Here is a 15,419-nt window from a genome sequence, read left to right on the forward strand (position 1 = left end):
GTGGGGGCCTCGCCCTCGCCCTGCGTCTCGGTCTGGCCCTCGTGCTCCTCGAAGCGCGTGAACGACTCGGCGACGAGGCGCTCGGCCTCGGCGGCGTCCGCCCACTCGTCGACCTTGACCCACTTGCCGGGCTCGAGGTCCTTGTAGTGCTCGAAGAAGTGCGCGATCTCCTTCTGCGTGTACTCGGCGATGTCGCCGACGTCCTGGATGTGCGCCCAGCGCGGGTCCTTCGCGAGCACGGCGACCAGCTTGTCGTCGCCGCCGGCCTCGTCGCTCATCTTCAGCACACCGACGGGCCGCACCTTGACGATGACGCCGGGGGCGATGTCGTGGTCGAGCAGCACGAGCACGTCGAGCGGGTCGCCGTCCTCACCGAGGGTGTTCTCGAAGAACCCGTAGTTGGCGGGGTAGCCCATCGGCGTGTAGAGGATGCGGTCGAGGAAGACGCGGCCGGTGCCGTGGTCGACCTCGTACTTGACTCGGCTGCCGCGCGGGATCTCGATGACGGCGTCGTACGCGCCCATGATGGTGCTCCTTCGAAGTCTGTGGGATGCCGCCCACCAGCCTAGCCGGGCGCCGCCGCGCAGAACTCCGCAGATCCGGCGTGGAAACCGGCCCTCGAGCCCCCGTGCGGCCCCGTTGCGCGCGTATCCGTGAAGTTCTGCACGAGCCCGCTCGCCGCGGGCGGGTAGCTTGAGGGCGTGAACGCGCACAGACCGGGGCTGAACCCCTCCGTCGCCGAGGTGCGGCGCGCCGTGCGCGCTGTGCTGGGCGGCGTCGAGGCGGGGGAAGCGGTCGTCGTGGGTCTCTCGGGCGGCGCGGATTCGCTCGCGCTCGCCGCCGCGTGCGCCTTCGAGGGGCCGAAGGCCGGTGTGAGGGCGACGGCGGTCGTCGTCGACCACGGGCTGCAGCCCGGCTCCGACCGTGTCGCGGCCGCAGCGGCCGAGGCCGCGCGCCGCCTCGGGATGGATGCGACGGTCGTGCCGGTCGAGGTCGGGGGCGCCGGCGGTCCCGAGGCCGCCGCGCGCGAAGCCCGGTATGCGGCGCTCCGGGACGCCGCCGCGCGGGCGGGCGCCGGCGCGGTGCTCCTCGCGCACACTCTCGACGATCAGGCCGAGACCGTGCTGCTCGGTCTCGCTCGCGGCTCGGGCGCCGCGAGCCTGCAGGGGATGGCGGACCGCGCCGACCTCGACGGCGTCGCGCTGCTGCGCCCGCTGCTGTCGGTGCGTCGCGCCACGACCCGCGCGGCGTGCGTCGCCGAGGGGCTACGGCCCTGGAACGATCCGCACAACACCGATCCCGCCTACGCGCGCGTGCGGGTGCGCGAACGGGTGCTGCCGGTTCTCGAGAGCGAACTGGGGCCGGGCATCGCCGAGGCGCTCGCGCGCACCGCCGCGCAGCTGCGCGAGGACGCCGAGGCGTTCGACGACATGATCGAGGAGACGATCGAGGACATCGTGGAGCACGCCGAGGCGGGGATCTCGGTGTCGGCGGCGGCCCTGTCGGCGAATCCGGCGGCGCTGCGCAACCGCATCATCCGGCACGTCGTGGCGGCCGAGTTCGGCCAGAGCCTCACGCGCGTTCAGACGCTCGAAGTGGCGCGCCTGGCCACCGACTGGACCGGTCAGGGCCCGATCGACCTTCCCGGATGCCGGGCGGGTCGCATCGGCGGGCGCATCGAGTTCACGGCGCGCGGCTGAACCCGCGCTCGGGGCGGTGACCTGAATAGACTCGGGAGCATGCGCGCGACCGACATCGAAGGCGACATCACCGAGGTCCTCGTCACCGAGGAGCAGATCCGCGACAAGCTCGACGAGATCGCCGCGCTGGTCGAAGCCGACTACGCCGGCAAGGACCTGCTGCTGGTCGGCGTCCTCAAGGGCGCGATCATGGTCATGGCCGACTTCTCGCGCGCGCTGAAGGACCTCGTCCCGATGGACTGGATGGCGGTGTCGTCGTACGGCGCCGGGACCCGGTCGAGCGGTGTGGTGCAGATCCGCAAGGACCTCGACACCGACCTCACCGGCAAGCACGTGCTCATCGTCGAGGACATCATCGACTCGGGGCTGACCCTCAGCTGGCTGCTGGAGAACTTCGCCTCCCGCGGTGCCGAATCCGTCGAGGTCTTCGCGCTGCTGCGCAAGCCCGAGGCTGCGAAGGTCGTCGTGCCGTGCAGGTACGTGGGCTTCGACATCCCCACCGACTTCGTCGTCGGCTACGGCCTGGACTACGCCGAGAAGTACCGGAACCTGCGCGACGTCGCCGTGCTCGCGCCGCACGTCTACTCCTGACGCGCCGCCCAGAACCCCCTGTACGCCGTGGGCGAATGCACAGGGGGCGCCGAGGTTGCGCGGTATACCCTGAAACCCACCGCCGGCCGGCTGGATCGCCGCGGTGCCGCCGACGAAGGGACGGGGCGTTCGCGCCCACACAATGGACGTCAAGAAGATCACCCGCAATCCGCTGCTCTACGTGCTGCTGATCGCGGTCTTCCTCATCGTGGGATTCATGCTCATCTCGAGCCTGAACGGCGCCAGGCAGATCTCCACGCAGGAGGGACTCGAGCTGCTCAAGGGCGGCACCGTGACCGAGGTGCTCAACACCGACGGCGACCAGCGCGTCGACATGACGCTGTCCGAGCCCTACGACGGTGCGACCGAGGTGCAGTTCTACTACGTCGATGCGCGGGCCTCCGAAGTGGTCGACGCCGTGACGGCCGCCGCGCCCGCGGACGGCTTCGACGACGCCGTGCCGCGCGCGACGTGGTTCGACGGCTTCCTGTCGCTCATGCTGCCGATCCTGCTGCTGGGTCTGCTGTTCTGGTTCCTGCTGTCGAACGTGCAGGGCGGCGGAAGCAAGGTCATGCAGTTCGGCAAGTCCCGCGCCAAGCTCGTGACCAAGGAGATGCCGCAGGTCACGTTCCAGGACGTCGCCGGCTCCGACGAGGCGATCGAAGAGCTCGAGGAGATCAAGGACTTCCTCAAGGACCCGGCCAAGTTCCAGGCCGTCGGCGCCCGCATCCCCAAGGGCGTGCTGCTGTACGGCCCTCCCGGCACCGGAAAGACCCTGCTGGCCCGCGCCGTCGCGGGTGAGGCGGGGACGCCCTTCTACTCGATCTCCGGTTCGGACTTCGTCGAGATGTTCGTCGGCGTCGGCGCGAGCCGCGTGCGCGACCTGTTCAATCAGGCCAAGGAGTCCGCTCCCGCCATCATCTTCATCGACGAGATCGACGCCGTCGGCCGCCACCGCGGCGCCGGCCTCGGCGGCGGCCACGACGAGCGCGAGCAGACCCTCAACCAGATGCTCGTCGAGATGGACGGCTTCGACCCCAAGGCGAACGTCATCGTGATCGCGGCGACCAACCGCCCAGACATCCTCGACCCGGCTCTGCTGCGCCCGGGCCGGTTCGACCGCCAGATCGGCGTCGACGCGCCCGACCTCAAGGGCCGCCAGAAGATCCTCGAGGTGCACGGCCGCGGCAAGCCGCTCGCGGACAGCGTCGACCTCGAGGTCGTCGCGCGCAAGACCCCGGGCTTCACCGGTGCGGATCTGGCGAACGTGCTCAACGAGGCGGCCCTTCTGACGGCGCGTTCGAACGCCCAGCTGATCGACAACCGCGCCCTCGACGAGGCCATCGACCGCGTCATCGCCGGGCCCCAGCGTCGCACGCGCGTCATGAAGGACAAGGAGAAGCTCATCACCGCCTACCACGAGGGCGGACACGCTCTCGCGGCGGCGGCGATGAACCACACCGACCCGGTCACCAAGGTGACGATCCTGCCGCGCGGCAAGGCGCTCGGCTACACGATGGTCCTGCCGCTGGACGACAAGTACTCGATCACCCGCAATGAGCTGCAGGACCAGCTCACGTACGCCATGGGCGGCCGAGTGGCCGAGGAGATCGTCTTCCACGATCCCACGACCGGCGCGTCCAACGACATCGAGAAGGCGACGAGCATCGCCCGCAAGATGGTCACCGAGTACGGCATGACCACCGACGTCGGCCCGGTGAAGCTCGGGCAGTCCTCGGGCGAGGTCTTCATGGGCCGCGACATGGGCCACGGCCGCGACTTCTCGGAGCGCGTCGCCGAGCGCGTCGACACTCAGATGCGCACGCTCATCGAGCAGGCGCACGACGAGGCCTATCAGGTGATCAGCGACAACCGCGACATCCTCGACAAGCTGGCGCTCGCGCTGCTCGAGAAGGAGACGCTGGATCACAACGAGCTCGCCGAGATCTTCAGCGACGTCAAGAAGCTGCCGCCGCGCCCGCAGTGGCTCTCGAGCGAGCATCGCCCGGTCTCGACGCTGCCCCCCATCGACGTGCCGCGCCCGGCCGACCAGCCCGCCGGCATCGCCGCGTCGGTCGAGGCCGAGCAGGCGGCGGCCGAGAAGGCGCCGCACCGGCGTCCCACAGGGCAGGCGCGTCCCGCGACCGCGTAGGCTCGGCCTGTGGCCGTTGATCGCGAGCGCGTCGCCGCACTGGTGCGCGAACTCCTGGACGCGATCGGGGAGGACCCCGATCGCGTCGGGCTCCGTCAGACGCCCGAGCGCGTCGCGGACGCGTACGCGGAGTTCTTCGCCGGGGTCGGGACGGATGCCGCAGTCCCCCTGCGCTCGACCATCTCGGTCTCGCGGGGTCCGGCGCCCGACACGCTGCCGTCCGGTGCCGTGATGCTGCGCGACATCGCCTTCCGGTCCGTGTGCGAGCATCATCTGCTGCCGTTCCGCGGGCGCGCCCACATCGCCTACCTGCCGGGGGAGCAGGTCGTGGGGCTCGGCGCCCTGGCCAAGGTCGTCGACGCGCTGGCGTCGCGCCCGCAGGTTCAGGAGCGCCTGGGCGAGCAGATCGCCGATGTGATCGCCGGGACGCTCGACACGCGGGGTGTGCTCGTGGTGCTCGACGCCTCACACGAATGCCTCACGATGCGCGGCGGGCGTCAGCCCGACGCGACCACCGTCACGATCGCCGCGCGCGCCGAGCTCGCCGAGCCGGCCGCGCGCGCCGAGCTCATCGCCTTGCTGGGAGGTCCGAGCACATGACTCTTCTCATGGGCATTGTCAACGTCACGCCCGACTCGTTCAGCGACGGGGGGCGGTACCTCGATCACGACGCCGCGATCGCACACGGCCTCCGCCTGCGCCTCGAGGGTGCGCACATCCTCGACGTCGGCGGGGAGTCGACGCGGCCGGGCGCCGATCGCGTCGCGCCCGCGGTCGAGCGGGAGCGCGTTCTGCCGGTGGTGCGCGCGCTGGCCGAGGCGGGCGCGGCCGTGAGCATCGACACCATGAACGCGTCCACCGCCGTGGCCGCGGTCGAGGCGGGCGCCCGCCTCGTCAACGACGTCTCCGGCGGGCTGGCCGACCCCGACATGCTCCGCGCCGTCGCACCCACCGGCGCTGATGTGGTGCTGTCGCACTGGCGCGGGCACTCCGCCGACATGTACGCGCGTGCGACGTACTCCGACATCGTGTGCGACGTCGCCACCGAGCTGTCGGCCCGTGTCGAGGCGGCGGGCGCCGCCGGCATCGCGCCCGCGCGGGTCATCATCGATCCGGGCATCGGCTTCGGCAAGCGCGGTCAGCAGAACTGGTCGCTGCTGCGACGTCTGGACCGGCTCGGCCAGCTCGGCGTGCGCGTGCTGGTCGGCACCAGCCGCAAGCGCTTCCTCACCGAGATCCTCGATCCTGAGGACCCCGCGGCCATCGACCAGCACCGCCGCGATCTCGCCACGGCCGTCACCACCGTGCTCGCCGCGCGGGCCGGCGTGTGGGCGGTGCGCGTGCACGATGTCGCCGGATCGCGGGACGCGCTCGCGATCCAGCACGCATGGGAGGGGGAGAGCCGGTGGGCACCGACGAGATCGCGCTGACGGGCCTCACGGTCTTCGGGCGCCACGGGGTCTACGAGCATGAGCGGCGCGACGGCCAGGAGTTCGTCGTCGACGTCGTGATGCGCCTCGACATGCGTCGCGCGGCCGAGACCGACGACGTCGCCGACACCGTCCACTACGGCGAGCTCGCCTCGAAGGTGGCCGCTGTGATCGGCGGGCGGCCGGTCGCGCTCATCGAGACGCTCGCGACGCGCATCGCCGACGCCGTGCTCGCCGAGCCGCTCATCGACTCGGTGCGTGTGACGGTGCACAAGCCGCACGCGCCGATCCCGCTGCACTTCGACGACGTGACGGTGACGGTCGAGCGCGCGAAGCGGTCCGGCGAGGCGGCGAGGTGAGTCGACGCCTCGCCGACGGAATCGGTGCACCGCCGGCTCCGGCAGACCGTCCGGCCGTGCAGGCCGTCGTCGCCCTCGGGGCCAATCAGGGGGATCGGCGCGCCACCTTCGCGGCGGCCGTGGACGAGCTCTCGCGACTGCCGCTGACGACGGACGTCCGCGTGGCCGAGCCCATCGAGTCGGTCGCGATCACCCTCGAGGGAGCGGATGCCGACGCGCCCGCCTACCTGAACTCGGTGGCCGTGATGACCACCCGCCTCGCGCCGTCGGTGCTGCTCGGCTACCTGCACGCCATCGAGGCGCGGCACGGGCGCGAGCGGACGGTGCGGTGGGGCGATCGGACGCTCGATCTCGACCTCATCGTCTACGGTGACGCCCGCAGCGACGACCCGCGCCTGCTGCTGCCGCATCCGCGCGCCGCCGAGCGCGACTTCGTCCTCGCGCCCTGGCTCGCCCTCGACCCCGATGCGGTGCTGCCGGGGGCGGGACGCGTCGACGAGCTGCTGGCGAGGCTCGGGAGCGACTCGTGAAGCGCACCGGACCGGGCGTCCTCATCGTCGCGGCGCTCATCGGCGTGGCGGCCGGCTTCGCCTTCGACCAGGTGCTGACGGCCTCCGGCCGCCCCACGTTCACGCCGGCGATCACGCTGCCGGTGCTGCTGCTCGTGCTCGCGGTGGCCGTGGTGGCTCTCGCACTGCCGATCTACCGCGCGGCGCGCGGCTCCGCTCCGGCTCGCATCGATCCGTTCCGTGCCGTCCGCGTCGCGATGCTCGCCAAGGCCTCCAGCATCGTCGGAGCGGGCGTCGGAGGCCTCGGCCTCGGGCTCGCGCTGTTCCTGCTGAGTCGTCCGGTGCCGCCGTCGGTAGGCTCGTTGGGAGCGGTGCTCGCCACCGCCGGCGCGGGCGGCCTGCTGATCGCCGCCGGGCTGGTCGCGGAGCACCTGTGCACGATCCGGAAGGACGACGATGACGAACACCCCGGAGCCGCCGGACCCGGGTCCGGGCCCGAGCCCCAGCTCCACGACTGAGCCCGACGCTGCCGGCCCCGAGACGTTCTCGCGCCTGATCGAGCCGCGGTCGTCGGCCCGTCTCGCCCTCGAGCCGGGCGCGTGGCACCAGATCTCGCCGAAGTACGTGTGGGTTCAGCTCATCTCCAGCGGCACCGTGCTCCTCATCGTCGTCGCCGTCACGCTCGTGCTGTGGCTGCTGTGGCACCAGTGGTGGGCCCTGATGGTCGGCGGCATCATCAGCGTGGTGCTCCTGTGGACCATCGCGATCACGCCCCGGCAGGCCCGATCCATCGGGTACCGGCTGCGCGACGACGACCTGGTCTTCCGCCGGGGCATCCTGTGGCAGCGGATCGTCGCGGTGCCGTACGGGCGCATGCAGCTCGTCGACATCACGCACGGACCCCTCGACCGGGGCTTCGGGATCGCGCAGCTGAAGTTCGTCACGGCCGCCGCCGCGACCGGCGTGACGATCCCCGGGCTGCCGCAGGCGACCGCCGAGGCGCTCCGCGACCACCTCGTCGATGTCGCCGAGACTCGCCGGACGGGCCTGTGAGCGAGGCCGACGCCCCCGGACCGCCGGCGCCGCCGCCGACGCTCGTGCGCTCGCCGCTCAGCGACGGCGAGTGGCACCGGATGCATCCGCTCACGCCCCTGATGCGCGGTGGGCTGTTCCTGCTGGTGATCGGCGGCTTCGTCGTGGCGAACATGCGGGATCGCCTCATGGCCGTCTTCGTGCCGTGGATGCTGCCGGATTCGCCCGAAGACGAGATCCCCGACTTCGGCGGAGGCGGCGATCCCATCGACTTCGTCATCGCCAACAACCTCTACCTCGTCGCCCTGCTGGTGGTGCTGGCCGTCCTGACGGTGCTGGTCGGCGGCTTCTACCTGTCGTGGCGCTTCCACTCGTTCCGCATCACGGGCGACGACGTCGAGGTGCGGCGGGGCATCCTCAACCGCACGCAGCGGCGCGCGCCGCTGGACCGCGTGCAGGGCGTGAACCTCACGCGGCCGATGATCGCGCGGCTGTTCGGGATGGCCAAGCTCGAGGTGGTCGGCGCAGGCGCCGACGCGAACGTGAAGCTGGAGTACCTCTCGACGGCCAACGCCGAGGCGGTGCGCGCCGACATCCTGCGCCTGGCATCGGGACGACAGCTCGGCACGTCCACCGCCGACGGCGCGCGCACGCCGGCCACCTCGCCGGTGGCGGCCCTCGGTCAGACCGTCGGGCGAGGCGTCACCGGCTTGATCCAAGGCGACGAGCCCGAGGTCGACGAGCCCGAGTCGGTCGTCCACATCCCTCTCGGGCGCCTGATCGCGTCGCATGTGATCAGCCCCGGCACGGTGTGGCTCCTCGCCGCGCTGACCGCGATCATCGTCGGCGTCGTCAACAGCACGCCGTGGCTCCTGGTCGGCTTCCTCCCGGCCCTCATCGGCTTCGGCGTGTACTGGGTGCGGTCGATCACCCGGTCGATGCGGTACGCCATCGCACCGACACCGGACGGGGTGCGCATCACGTTCGGGCTCCTCACGACGGTGACCGAGATCGTCCCGCCCGGCCGCGTGCACGCGATCGAGGTGTCGCAGTCGATCCTCTGGCGCCCCGCGGGCTGGTGGACCGTGACCGTCAATCGCCTCTCCGGATCGAGCTCGGGCGACGGCAACGCCGAGCAATTCGCCACCGTGCTGCCGGTCGGCACGCGCGATGACGTCGAGCAGGTGCTGCGCCTGCTGCTGCCGGATCTGCCGGAGAGCACGTGGCCCGAGGTGTTCCGTCACGGGATTCTCGGGCCCCAGGCCGACGACCCGTACACCAACACCCCCGGACGCGCGCGCCTGCTCCGGCCGCTTTCGTGGCGCCGGAACGGAGTCCTGACCAAGCCCGACGTCCTGCTCCTGCGTCGCGGCATCGTCTGGCGCCGGCTCAGCATCCTGCCGCTGGCGCGGCTGCAGTCGATCGGGGTGTCGCAGGGGCCGCTCGCCCGCGCACTGTCCGTCGCCGGCATCCGCGCGCACACCATCACCGGACGCGTCTCGACCTCGCTCGGGGCGATCGACCGGGATGCCGCGCTGGGCGTGTTCGACGACGTGGAGTCGGGCGTGCTCGCGGCCGCGGCATCCGATCGCACCCACCGCTGGGCGGGGGAAGACAGCGGACACGACCAGGGCTGAGCGCGGGAGATCGCCCGAAGACGGGTGTTCCCACCCATGCGGCGGCGGCCGCGGTGGAGTCATCGTGCGAGTGCGGAACACGCCGCATCGGAGGGCGTGTGATGCATCCCTGAGGACGCCGGGCCGGGCGGCCGGTAGCATCGTCGGATGCTTCGCTCCGCCCGCCTCGGTGTCGGGATCATCGGCGCCGGACGCGTCGGCCCCGTCATCGGCGCCGCCCTCGCCGGGGCGGGGCACGCACTGACCGGCATCACCGCGGGGTCCGATCCCGATCGTGTCGAGGCGGTCCTGCCCGGTGTCCCGGTGCTCGCCGCAGACGAGATCCTGCGACGCAGCGAGCTCGTCGTCATCGCCGTCCCGACCGCCCGGCTCGAGGGACTCGTCGCGGGCCTGGCCGACCTCGGCGCGTGGCAGCCCGGCCAGCTCGTCCTGCACACGGACGCCGCCTTCGGGGCCGGTGTGCTCGCGCCCGCCGCGGCGCGCGGGGCCATCCCGCTGGCGATCCATCCGGCGATCGCGTTCACGGGAACGAGCATGGACCTGCGGCAGCTCACGAACGCCTTCGCGGCCGTGACCGCGCCGGGACCCGTCCTGCCGATCGCCCAGGCGCTGGCGGTCGAACTCGGGTGCGAGCCGATCGTCGTCGCCGAGGAGGACCGCGCGGCCTACGCCGAGGCGATCTCGACCGCGACGGCGTTCTCGCGATCGATCGTGGGCCAGGCGACCGATCTGCTCGCACGAGCGGGCGTGCCCGAACCCGGGCTCTACCTGTCGTCCCTGGTTCATTCGACGATCGACCATGCCTTGGCAGAAGCCAGCGGCGCGACGGTCGAGCTGCCGCCGTCGGACGACGAGTGACCGACGGCTGAGCCGCTCTCGGTTTCGCGGGTCCGCTCGCCGGTAGACTTGGTCGGTCTGTCCCGAGGAGCCCTGACACGATGACCGATTCCGCCGCGCCCGCCCCCGCCGACAACGAGCCGACCGAAGACGAGGTCTTCGAGCAGAAGGCCGTCCGTCTGGCCAAGCGCGAGCGACTGATCGCGGAGCGCGCGGACGCCGCCGGCGGCGCCTACCCGGTCGCGCTCCCGATCACCGACACGATCCCGGCGCTGCGTGAGACGTACGGCGACCTCGAGGCGGGGGCCGAGACCGGCGTGACCGCCGCCGTCGCGGGCCGTGTGGTCTTCAGCCGCAACACCGGCAAGCTGTGCTTCGCGAGCCTGCAGTCCGGCGACGGCAGCCGCATCCAGGCGATGGTGTCGCTGGCGAACGTCGGCGACGAGTCGCTGCAGGCATGGAAGGACCTCGTCGACCTCGGCGACCACGTGTTCGTCACGGGCGAGGTCATCTCGAGCCGCCGCGGCGAGCTGTCGATCATGGTGTCGGAGTGGCAGATCGCTTCGAAGGCGGTGCTCCCGCTGCCGAACATGTACGCCGAGCTCAGCGAGGAGAGCCGCGTGCGCTCTCGCTTCCTCGACCTCATCGTCCGCGATCAGGCCCGCGAGACCGTCGTCGCCCGCGCGAAGGTCAACGCGAGCCTGCGCGCCACGTTCGCGTCGCGGGACTTCACCGAGGTCGAGACCCCGATGCTGCAGGTGCAGCACGGCGGGGCATCCGCTCGGCCCTTCATCACGCGCTCGAACGCCTTCGACGCCGACCTCTACCTGCGCATCGCCCCCGAGCTCTACCTCAAGCGCGCTGTCGTCGGCGGCATCGACCGCGTGTTCGAGATCAACCGCAACTTCCGCAACGAAGGCGCCGACTCGACCCACAGCCCCGAGTTCGCGATGCTCGAGGCGTACCAGGCCTACACCGACTACAACGGCATCGCCGACCTCACGCAGGCGCTGATCCAGGATGCCGCCGTGGCCGTCGCCGGATCCACCACGGTCACCTGGGCCGACGGCACCGAGTACGACCTGGGCGGCGACTGGGACCGCCTGTCGATGTACGAGTCGCTGTCGGCTGCGGCCGGTCGCGAGATCACGCCCGAGACACCGCTCGACGAGCTGCGCGCCATCGCCGCGGCCGAGGGCGTCGAAGAGCCGCCGCACGTCATCCACGGCAAGCTGGTCGAAGAGCTGTGGGAGCACTTCGTCAAGGGCGGCCTGACGCGCCCGACCTTCGTGATGGACTTCCCGCTGGACACCAGCCCGCTCGTGCGCGAGCACCGCTCGATCCCGGGCGTCGTCGAGAAGTGGGACCTCTACGTCCGCGGCTTCGAACTGGCCACCGGCTACTCCGAGCTGGTCGACCCGGTCATCCAGCGCGAGCGCTTCGTCGAGCAGGCGAAGCTCGCCGCCCGCGGCGACGTCGAGGCCATGCGCATCGATGAGGAGTTCCTGCGGGCCCTCGAGCACGGCATGCCGCCGACGGGCGGCATGGGCATGGGGATCGACCGACTGCTGATGGCGATCACGGGCCTGGGCATCCGCGAGACGATCCTCTTCCCGCTCGTCAAGTAGGCGGGCGGATGCGCGTCCGGCGGGAAGAATTCCTGCACCGGGACCGGGAAATCCAGAATTTACCTCTCGTTCGGATCGAATCCTCCGCAAGGGGGGCGGGGTCCGATAGCGTCGGCCCGAGCCACTACCGAGGAGTGTTCGTGCCCGTGAAACGCCGTGCCACCGCAGTCGCCGCAGCCGCCATCGTCTCGATCGGACTCATCGGCGCCCCACCAGCCCACGCGGCCACCGGGGATCCGGTCCTCATCAACGAAGCCCTGATGAGCACGACGGGGTCGGACGTCGAGTATCTCGAGCTGTACGGCACGCCGGGCGCGTCGCTCGCGGGACTGAGCATCCTGGTGGTCGAGGGCAACGCGGGCACCTCGCAGGGTGAGATCGATCGTCGGCTCGATCTTCCCTCGGACGCGGTCCTCGGCGACAACGGCTACTACCTGCTCGGCAACGCCAGCGTGGCGGCCCAGTACGGCGTCACGCCCGATCTCGGTCTGGCCGGAGACTTCTTCGAGAACAGCAGCTCGACCGTCGCGCTCGTCGAGACGACCTCCCTCGGCGGCAAGGACGTCGGCGACTCGGTCGTCGGGGACGCGGCGATCGTCGTCCGCGACGGCTTCGCGAGCGTCGACGCCACTGCCAGCACGACGTACTTCGGTGTTCCCGTCCTCGGGCCGGATGGGGGCTTCTTCCCCGCCGGGTGGGGGCGGACGACGGCCGGCGTCGACACCGACACCGCCGGCGACTGGACGCTGCTGAACTTCACCCTGGGATCCCCGAACGACCCGACCGCGGGGACGTTCGCGGCTCCGGCCTCGCCGCTCGTCATCAACGCGGCGCTCGTCTCGACCGTCGGCAGCGACCCCGAGTACATCGAGCTGTTCGGCGAGCCCGGCACGAGCCTCGACGGTCTCGCCGTGGTCGGCATCGAGAGCGATGCGGGCGCGAGCAACGGGATCATCGACCACTACTACCCGTTCCCCTCGTACGCGAAGATCGGCGAGAACGGCTTCTACCTGCTCGGCAACGACCTCGTCGGCGGCACGTTCGGCATCCTGCCGAACCAGTCGATCCCGCAGAACGGCCTCGAGAACTCCTCGCTCACACTCGGGATCGTCTCGGTCGCGGACCTGGGCGGCGCCGATGCCGGCGACGCCCTGCCGAGCGGTGTGGCCGCGCTCGATGCGGTCGGCATCACCGACGGCGGCGCGAGCGACTCGTTCTTCCTCGGCGCTCCGGTCGTCGGCCCCGACGGCTCGTTCCTGCCCGCCGGAGTCCGCCGTGTGAGCGACGGCGTCGACACCGACACGGTCGCCGACTGGGACATCCTCGTCTTCAACCCGGCCGACGCCGAGATCAACACCCCCACCGCGGGCACCGGCGACACCGGCGCGCCGGCCGAGGTCTCCATCCACGAGGTGCAGGGCGCGGGTGCGTCGTCGCCGCTCGTGGGCGAGGCCGTGACCGTCGAGGCCGTCGTCGTCGGCGACCACGAGGGGTCGTCGCCGACTCTGCGCGGGTTCTTCCTGCAGGAGGAGGACGCCGACGCCGACGGCGACCCGGCCACGTCCGAGGGCGTGTTCGTCTTCAACGGCAGCAGCGACTCGGTGTCGCTGGGCGATCAGGTGAAGGTCACCGGCGTCGTCTCGGAGTACTTCGGCATGACGCAGATCAGCGCGAGCGAGATCGAGGTGCTCGACTCGGGCGTCGAGCTGCCCACCCCCGCCACCATCGAGTTCCCGCTCTCGTCGGTCGACGCCCTCGAGGCGTACGAGGGCATGATCGGCACGCTGCCGCAGGAGCTGGTCGTGTCGGAGTACTTCAACTACGACCGCTTCGGCGACGTCGTCGTCGCGCTGCCCTCGCTGGAGGGCACCGACCGCGTCATGAACCCGACGGCGGTGTACGCGCCCGACAGCCCCGAGGCCGCCGAGCTTCGCGACGTCAACCTGCGCAGCCGGATCACGATCGACGACGGCAGCACGGCGTCGAATCCCGACGTCAACGTCCACCCCATCAACCGGGAGCCGTTCAGCCTGGACAACTCGTTCCGCGGCGGGGACTCCGTGACGGGTCTCACGGGGCCGATCTTCTTCTCGTTCGACCTGTACCGGATCCTGCCGTACGGCGACGGGGCCGGGTACACGGAGTACTCGCAGACCGAGGCGCCGGCCGAGCCGGAAGCCGTCGGCGGCGACCTGCGGGTCGCGTCGCTCAACGCTCTGAACTACTTCGTGTCGCTCGACACCGCAGACACGTGCGGTCCCACCCAGGACCAGGACTGCCGTGGAGCCGACGACCGTGAGGAGTTCGAGCGTCAGCACGCGAAGCTCATGAACGCCCTCGTCGGCCTCGACGCGGACGTGGTCGGCCTCGTCGAGATCGAGAACACGCCGGGCGTGGAGGCGCTCGCCACGATCGTCGACGGCGAGGACGGCCCGGATGGCGACGGCAGCGGGCTGGCAGGCCTGAACGACGTCCTCGGCGAGGGCACGTACGGCTACATCGCCGCCGGCACCGACTCGGTGGTCGGGACCGACGCGATCAAGACGGGCGTCATCTACCGCACCGGTGCCGTGACGCCGTACGGCGCGTCGGCCGTGCTCGATACCCCCGAGTTCCTCAACCCGCTCGGCGCGGACACCGACAAGAACCGCGCCGCCGTCGCGCAGTCGTTCGTCGAGAACGCGTCCGGCGAGGTGTTCTCGGTCGCCGTGAACCACCTGAAGTCGAAGGGATCGGAGTGCGACGAGCCGGGCGAGGGCGGCCTCACCGGCAGCTGCAACGACACGCGAACCGCCGCGGCGGGCGTGCTGGCGGACTGGATCGCCGGAGACCCGACCGGCAGCGGCGACGCTGACTGGCTGATCCTGGGCGACCTGAACTCCTACGACAAGGAGGAACCGATCGTGGCCCTGCAGGACGCCGGGTTCGCCGACCTGATCGGGGACTACCAGGGCGAGTACGCCTACAGCTACGTGTTCGACGGCGAGGTCGGCTACCTCGACTACGTCATGTCGAGCCAGACGCTGACCGGCCAGGTGACCGGCGCGACCGAGTGGCACATCAATGCCGACGAGCCCGACATCCTGGACTACGACACGAGCTTCAGGTCGTCGACCCAGCAGACGTTCTTCGACGCGAGCACGCCGTTCCGCGCGTCCGACCACGATGCGGCGCTGATCGGGCTCGACCTCGACGGCGGACTCGGCTCGTTCGCCATCGAGGCGGACCCGGGCGAGATCTTCCCGCCCAACCACCGGATGCGTGACATCACGCTGACGGTGGACCCCGACGACCTGGCCGTGACGGCGATCTCGGCGGTGTCGTCCGAGGCCGACTGCTGCCTCGACGAGAACGACGTGCCGAACGACATCGCCATCAGCGACGGCGAGATCGCGGTCCGGGCCGAGCGCTACGCCAAGGAGGGGCGCACCTACACGATCACGGCCGCCGTCACCGACGGGACGCAGGTCGTCCTCGACGACGTCGAGGTCGTGGTCTCCCACGACCGCGGCCGCGGTCGCGGTCGCGCGCTGTAGGCAGACCG

General features: G+C 71.1%; 13 protein-coding genes and 1 pseudogene. 13 read left to right on the forward strand and 1 reads right to left on the reverse strand.

What is annotated here, in order from left to right:
- Nucleotides 1-59 precede the first annotated feature (59 nt).
- A pseudogene (gene ppa / locus P0L94_15485) lies at nucleotides 60-524 on the reverse strand (inorganic diphosphatase).
- Nucleotides 525-701: 177 nt separating this feature from the next.
- Here ppa and tilS point away from each other — a divergent pair.
- The 13 genes from tilS to P0L94_15550 all read left to right on the forward strand — a co-directional run bounded on the left by tilS (nucleotide 702) and on the right by P0L94_15550 (nucleotide 15,411).
- Nucleotides 702-1,700 carry a tRNA lysidine(34) synthetase TilS gene (tilS, locus tag P0L94_15490; protein WES63858.1) on the forward strand — a complete coding sequence of 333 codons (999 nt, stop codon included), beginning with the start codon at nucleotides 702-704 and terminating at the stop codon, nucleotides 1,698-1,700.
- Between the two features lie 39 nt (nucleotides 1,701-1,739).
- Nucleotides 1,740-2,291, forward strand: coding sequence for a hypoxanthine phosphoribosyltransferase (hpt, locus tag P0L94_15495; GenBank protein ID WES63859.1), 552 nt, complete (start codon nucleotides 1,740-1,742; stop codon nucleotides 2,289-2,291).
- 142 nt (nucleotides 2,292-2,433) lie between these two features.
- On the forward strand, nucleotides 2,434-4,443 hold the full coding sequence (ftsH, locus tag P0L94_15500) for an ATP-dependent zinc metalloprotease FtsH (GenBank protein WES63860.1): 2,010 nt from the start codon (nucleotides 2,434-2,436) through the stop codon (nucleotides 4,441-4,443).
- Between the two features lie 9 nt (nucleotides 4,444-4,452).
- Complete coding sequence (locus P0L94_15505; GenBank protein WES63861.1) at nucleotides 4,453-5,043, forward strand: GTP cyclohydrolase I; 591 nt, start codon at nucleotides 4,453-4,455, stop codon at nucleotides 5,041-5,043.
- A gap of 8 nt (nucleotides 5,044-5,051) precedes the next feature.
- Complete coding sequence (gene folP / locus P0L94_15510; protein ID WES63862.1) at nucleotides 5,052-5,873, forward strand: dihydropteroate synthase; 822 nt, start codon at nucleotides 5,052-5,054, stop codon at nucleotides 5,871-5,873.
- A complete protein-coding gene (gene folB / locus P0L94_15515) occupies nucleotides 5,849-6,232 on the forward strand; it encodes a dihydroneopterin aldolase (GenBank protein WES63863.1) in 384 nt (127 codons plus the stop codon). Before folP ends, folB begins: the two co-directional genes overlap by 25 nt.
- Nucleotides 6,229-6,762: a 2-amino-4-hydroxy-6-hydroxymethyldihydropteridine diphosphokinase gene (folK, locus tag P0L94_15520; GenBank protein WES63864.1), complete on the forward strand. Its 534-nt coding sequence runs from the start codon at nucleotides 6,229-6,231 to the stop codon at nucleotides 6,760-6,762. The genes folB and folK overlap by 4 nt, the downstream gene beginning before the upstream one ends.
- On the forward strand, nucleotides 6,759-7,259 hold the full coding sequence (locus P0L94_15525) for a DUF3180 family protein (GenBank protein ID WES63865.1): 501 nt from the start codon (nucleotides 6,759-6,761) through the stop codon (nucleotides 7,257-7,259). The genes folK and P0L94_15525 overlap by 4 nt, the downstream gene beginning before the upstream one ends.
- Nucleotides 7,198-7,794: a PH domain-containing protein gene (locus tag P0L94_15530; GenBank protein WES63866.1), complete on the forward strand. Its 597-nt coding sequence runs from the start codon at nucleotides 7,198-7,200 to the stop codon at nucleotides 7,792-7,794. Before P0L94_15525 ends, P0L94_15530 begins: the two co-directional genes overlap by 62 nt.
- On the forward strand, nucleotides 7,791-9,410 hold the full coding sequence (locus P0L94_15535) for a PH domain-containing protein (GenBank protein ID WES63867.1): 1,620 nt from the start codon (nucleotides 7,791-7,793) through the stop codon (nucleotides 9,408-9,410). Before P0L94_15530 ends, P0L94_15535 begins: the two co-directional genes overlap by 4 nt.
- 147 nt (nucleotides 9,411-9,557) lie before the next feature.
- On the forward strand, nucleotides 9,558-10,268 hold the full coding sequence (locus P0L94_15540; protein WES63868.1) for a DUF2520 domain-containing protein: 711 nt from the start codon (nucleotides 9,558-9,560) through the stop codon (nucleotides 10,266-10,268).
- 80 nt (nucleotides 10,269-10,348) lie between these two features.
- Nucleotides 10,349-11,875 (forward strand): lysine--tRNA ligase, encoded by a 1,527-nt coding sequence (gene lysS, locus P0L94_15545; GenBank protein ID WES63869.1) that lies wholly within the window; start codon nucleotides 10,349-10,351, stop codon nucleotides 11,873-11,875.
- A 140-nt stretch (nucleotides 11,876-12,015) separates the two neighbouring features.
- A complete protein-coding gene (locus P0L94_15550) occupies nucleotides 12,016-15,411 on the forward strand; it encodes an ExeM/NucH family extracellular endonuclease (protein ID WES63870.1) in 3,396 nt (1,131 codons plus the stop codon).
- Nucleotides 15,412-15,419 lie beyond the last annotated feature (8 nt).

The organism is Microbacter sp. GSS18, from assembly GCA_029319145.1.
Taxonomy (GTDB): Bacteria; Actinomycetota; Actinomycetes; order Actinomycetales; family Microbacteriaceae; genus Microbacterium.

Coding starts and splice junctions, on each gene's coding strand:
- hpt (WES63859.1), top strand. CDS start 1,740: ATGCGCGCGACCGACATCGAAGGCGACATCACCGAGGTCCTCGTCACC.
- ftsH (WES63860.1), top strand. CDS start 2,434: ATGGACGTCAAGAAGATCACCCGCAATCCGCTGCTCTACGTGCTGCTG.
- folP (WES63862.1), top strand. CDS start 5,052: ATGGGCATTGTCAACGTCACGCCCGACTCGTTCAGCGACGGGGGGCGG.
- P0L94_15530 (WES63866.1), top strand. CDS start 7,198: ATGACGAACACCCCGGAGCCGCCGGACCCGGGTCCGGGCCCGAGCCCC.
- P0L94_15540 (WES63868.1), top strand. CDS start 9,558: ATGCTTCGCTCCGCCCGCCTCGGTGTCGGGATCATCGGCGCCGGACGC.
- lysS (WES63869.1), top strand. CDS start 10,349: ATGACCGATTCCGCCGCGCCCGCCCCCGCCGACAACGAGCCGACCGAA.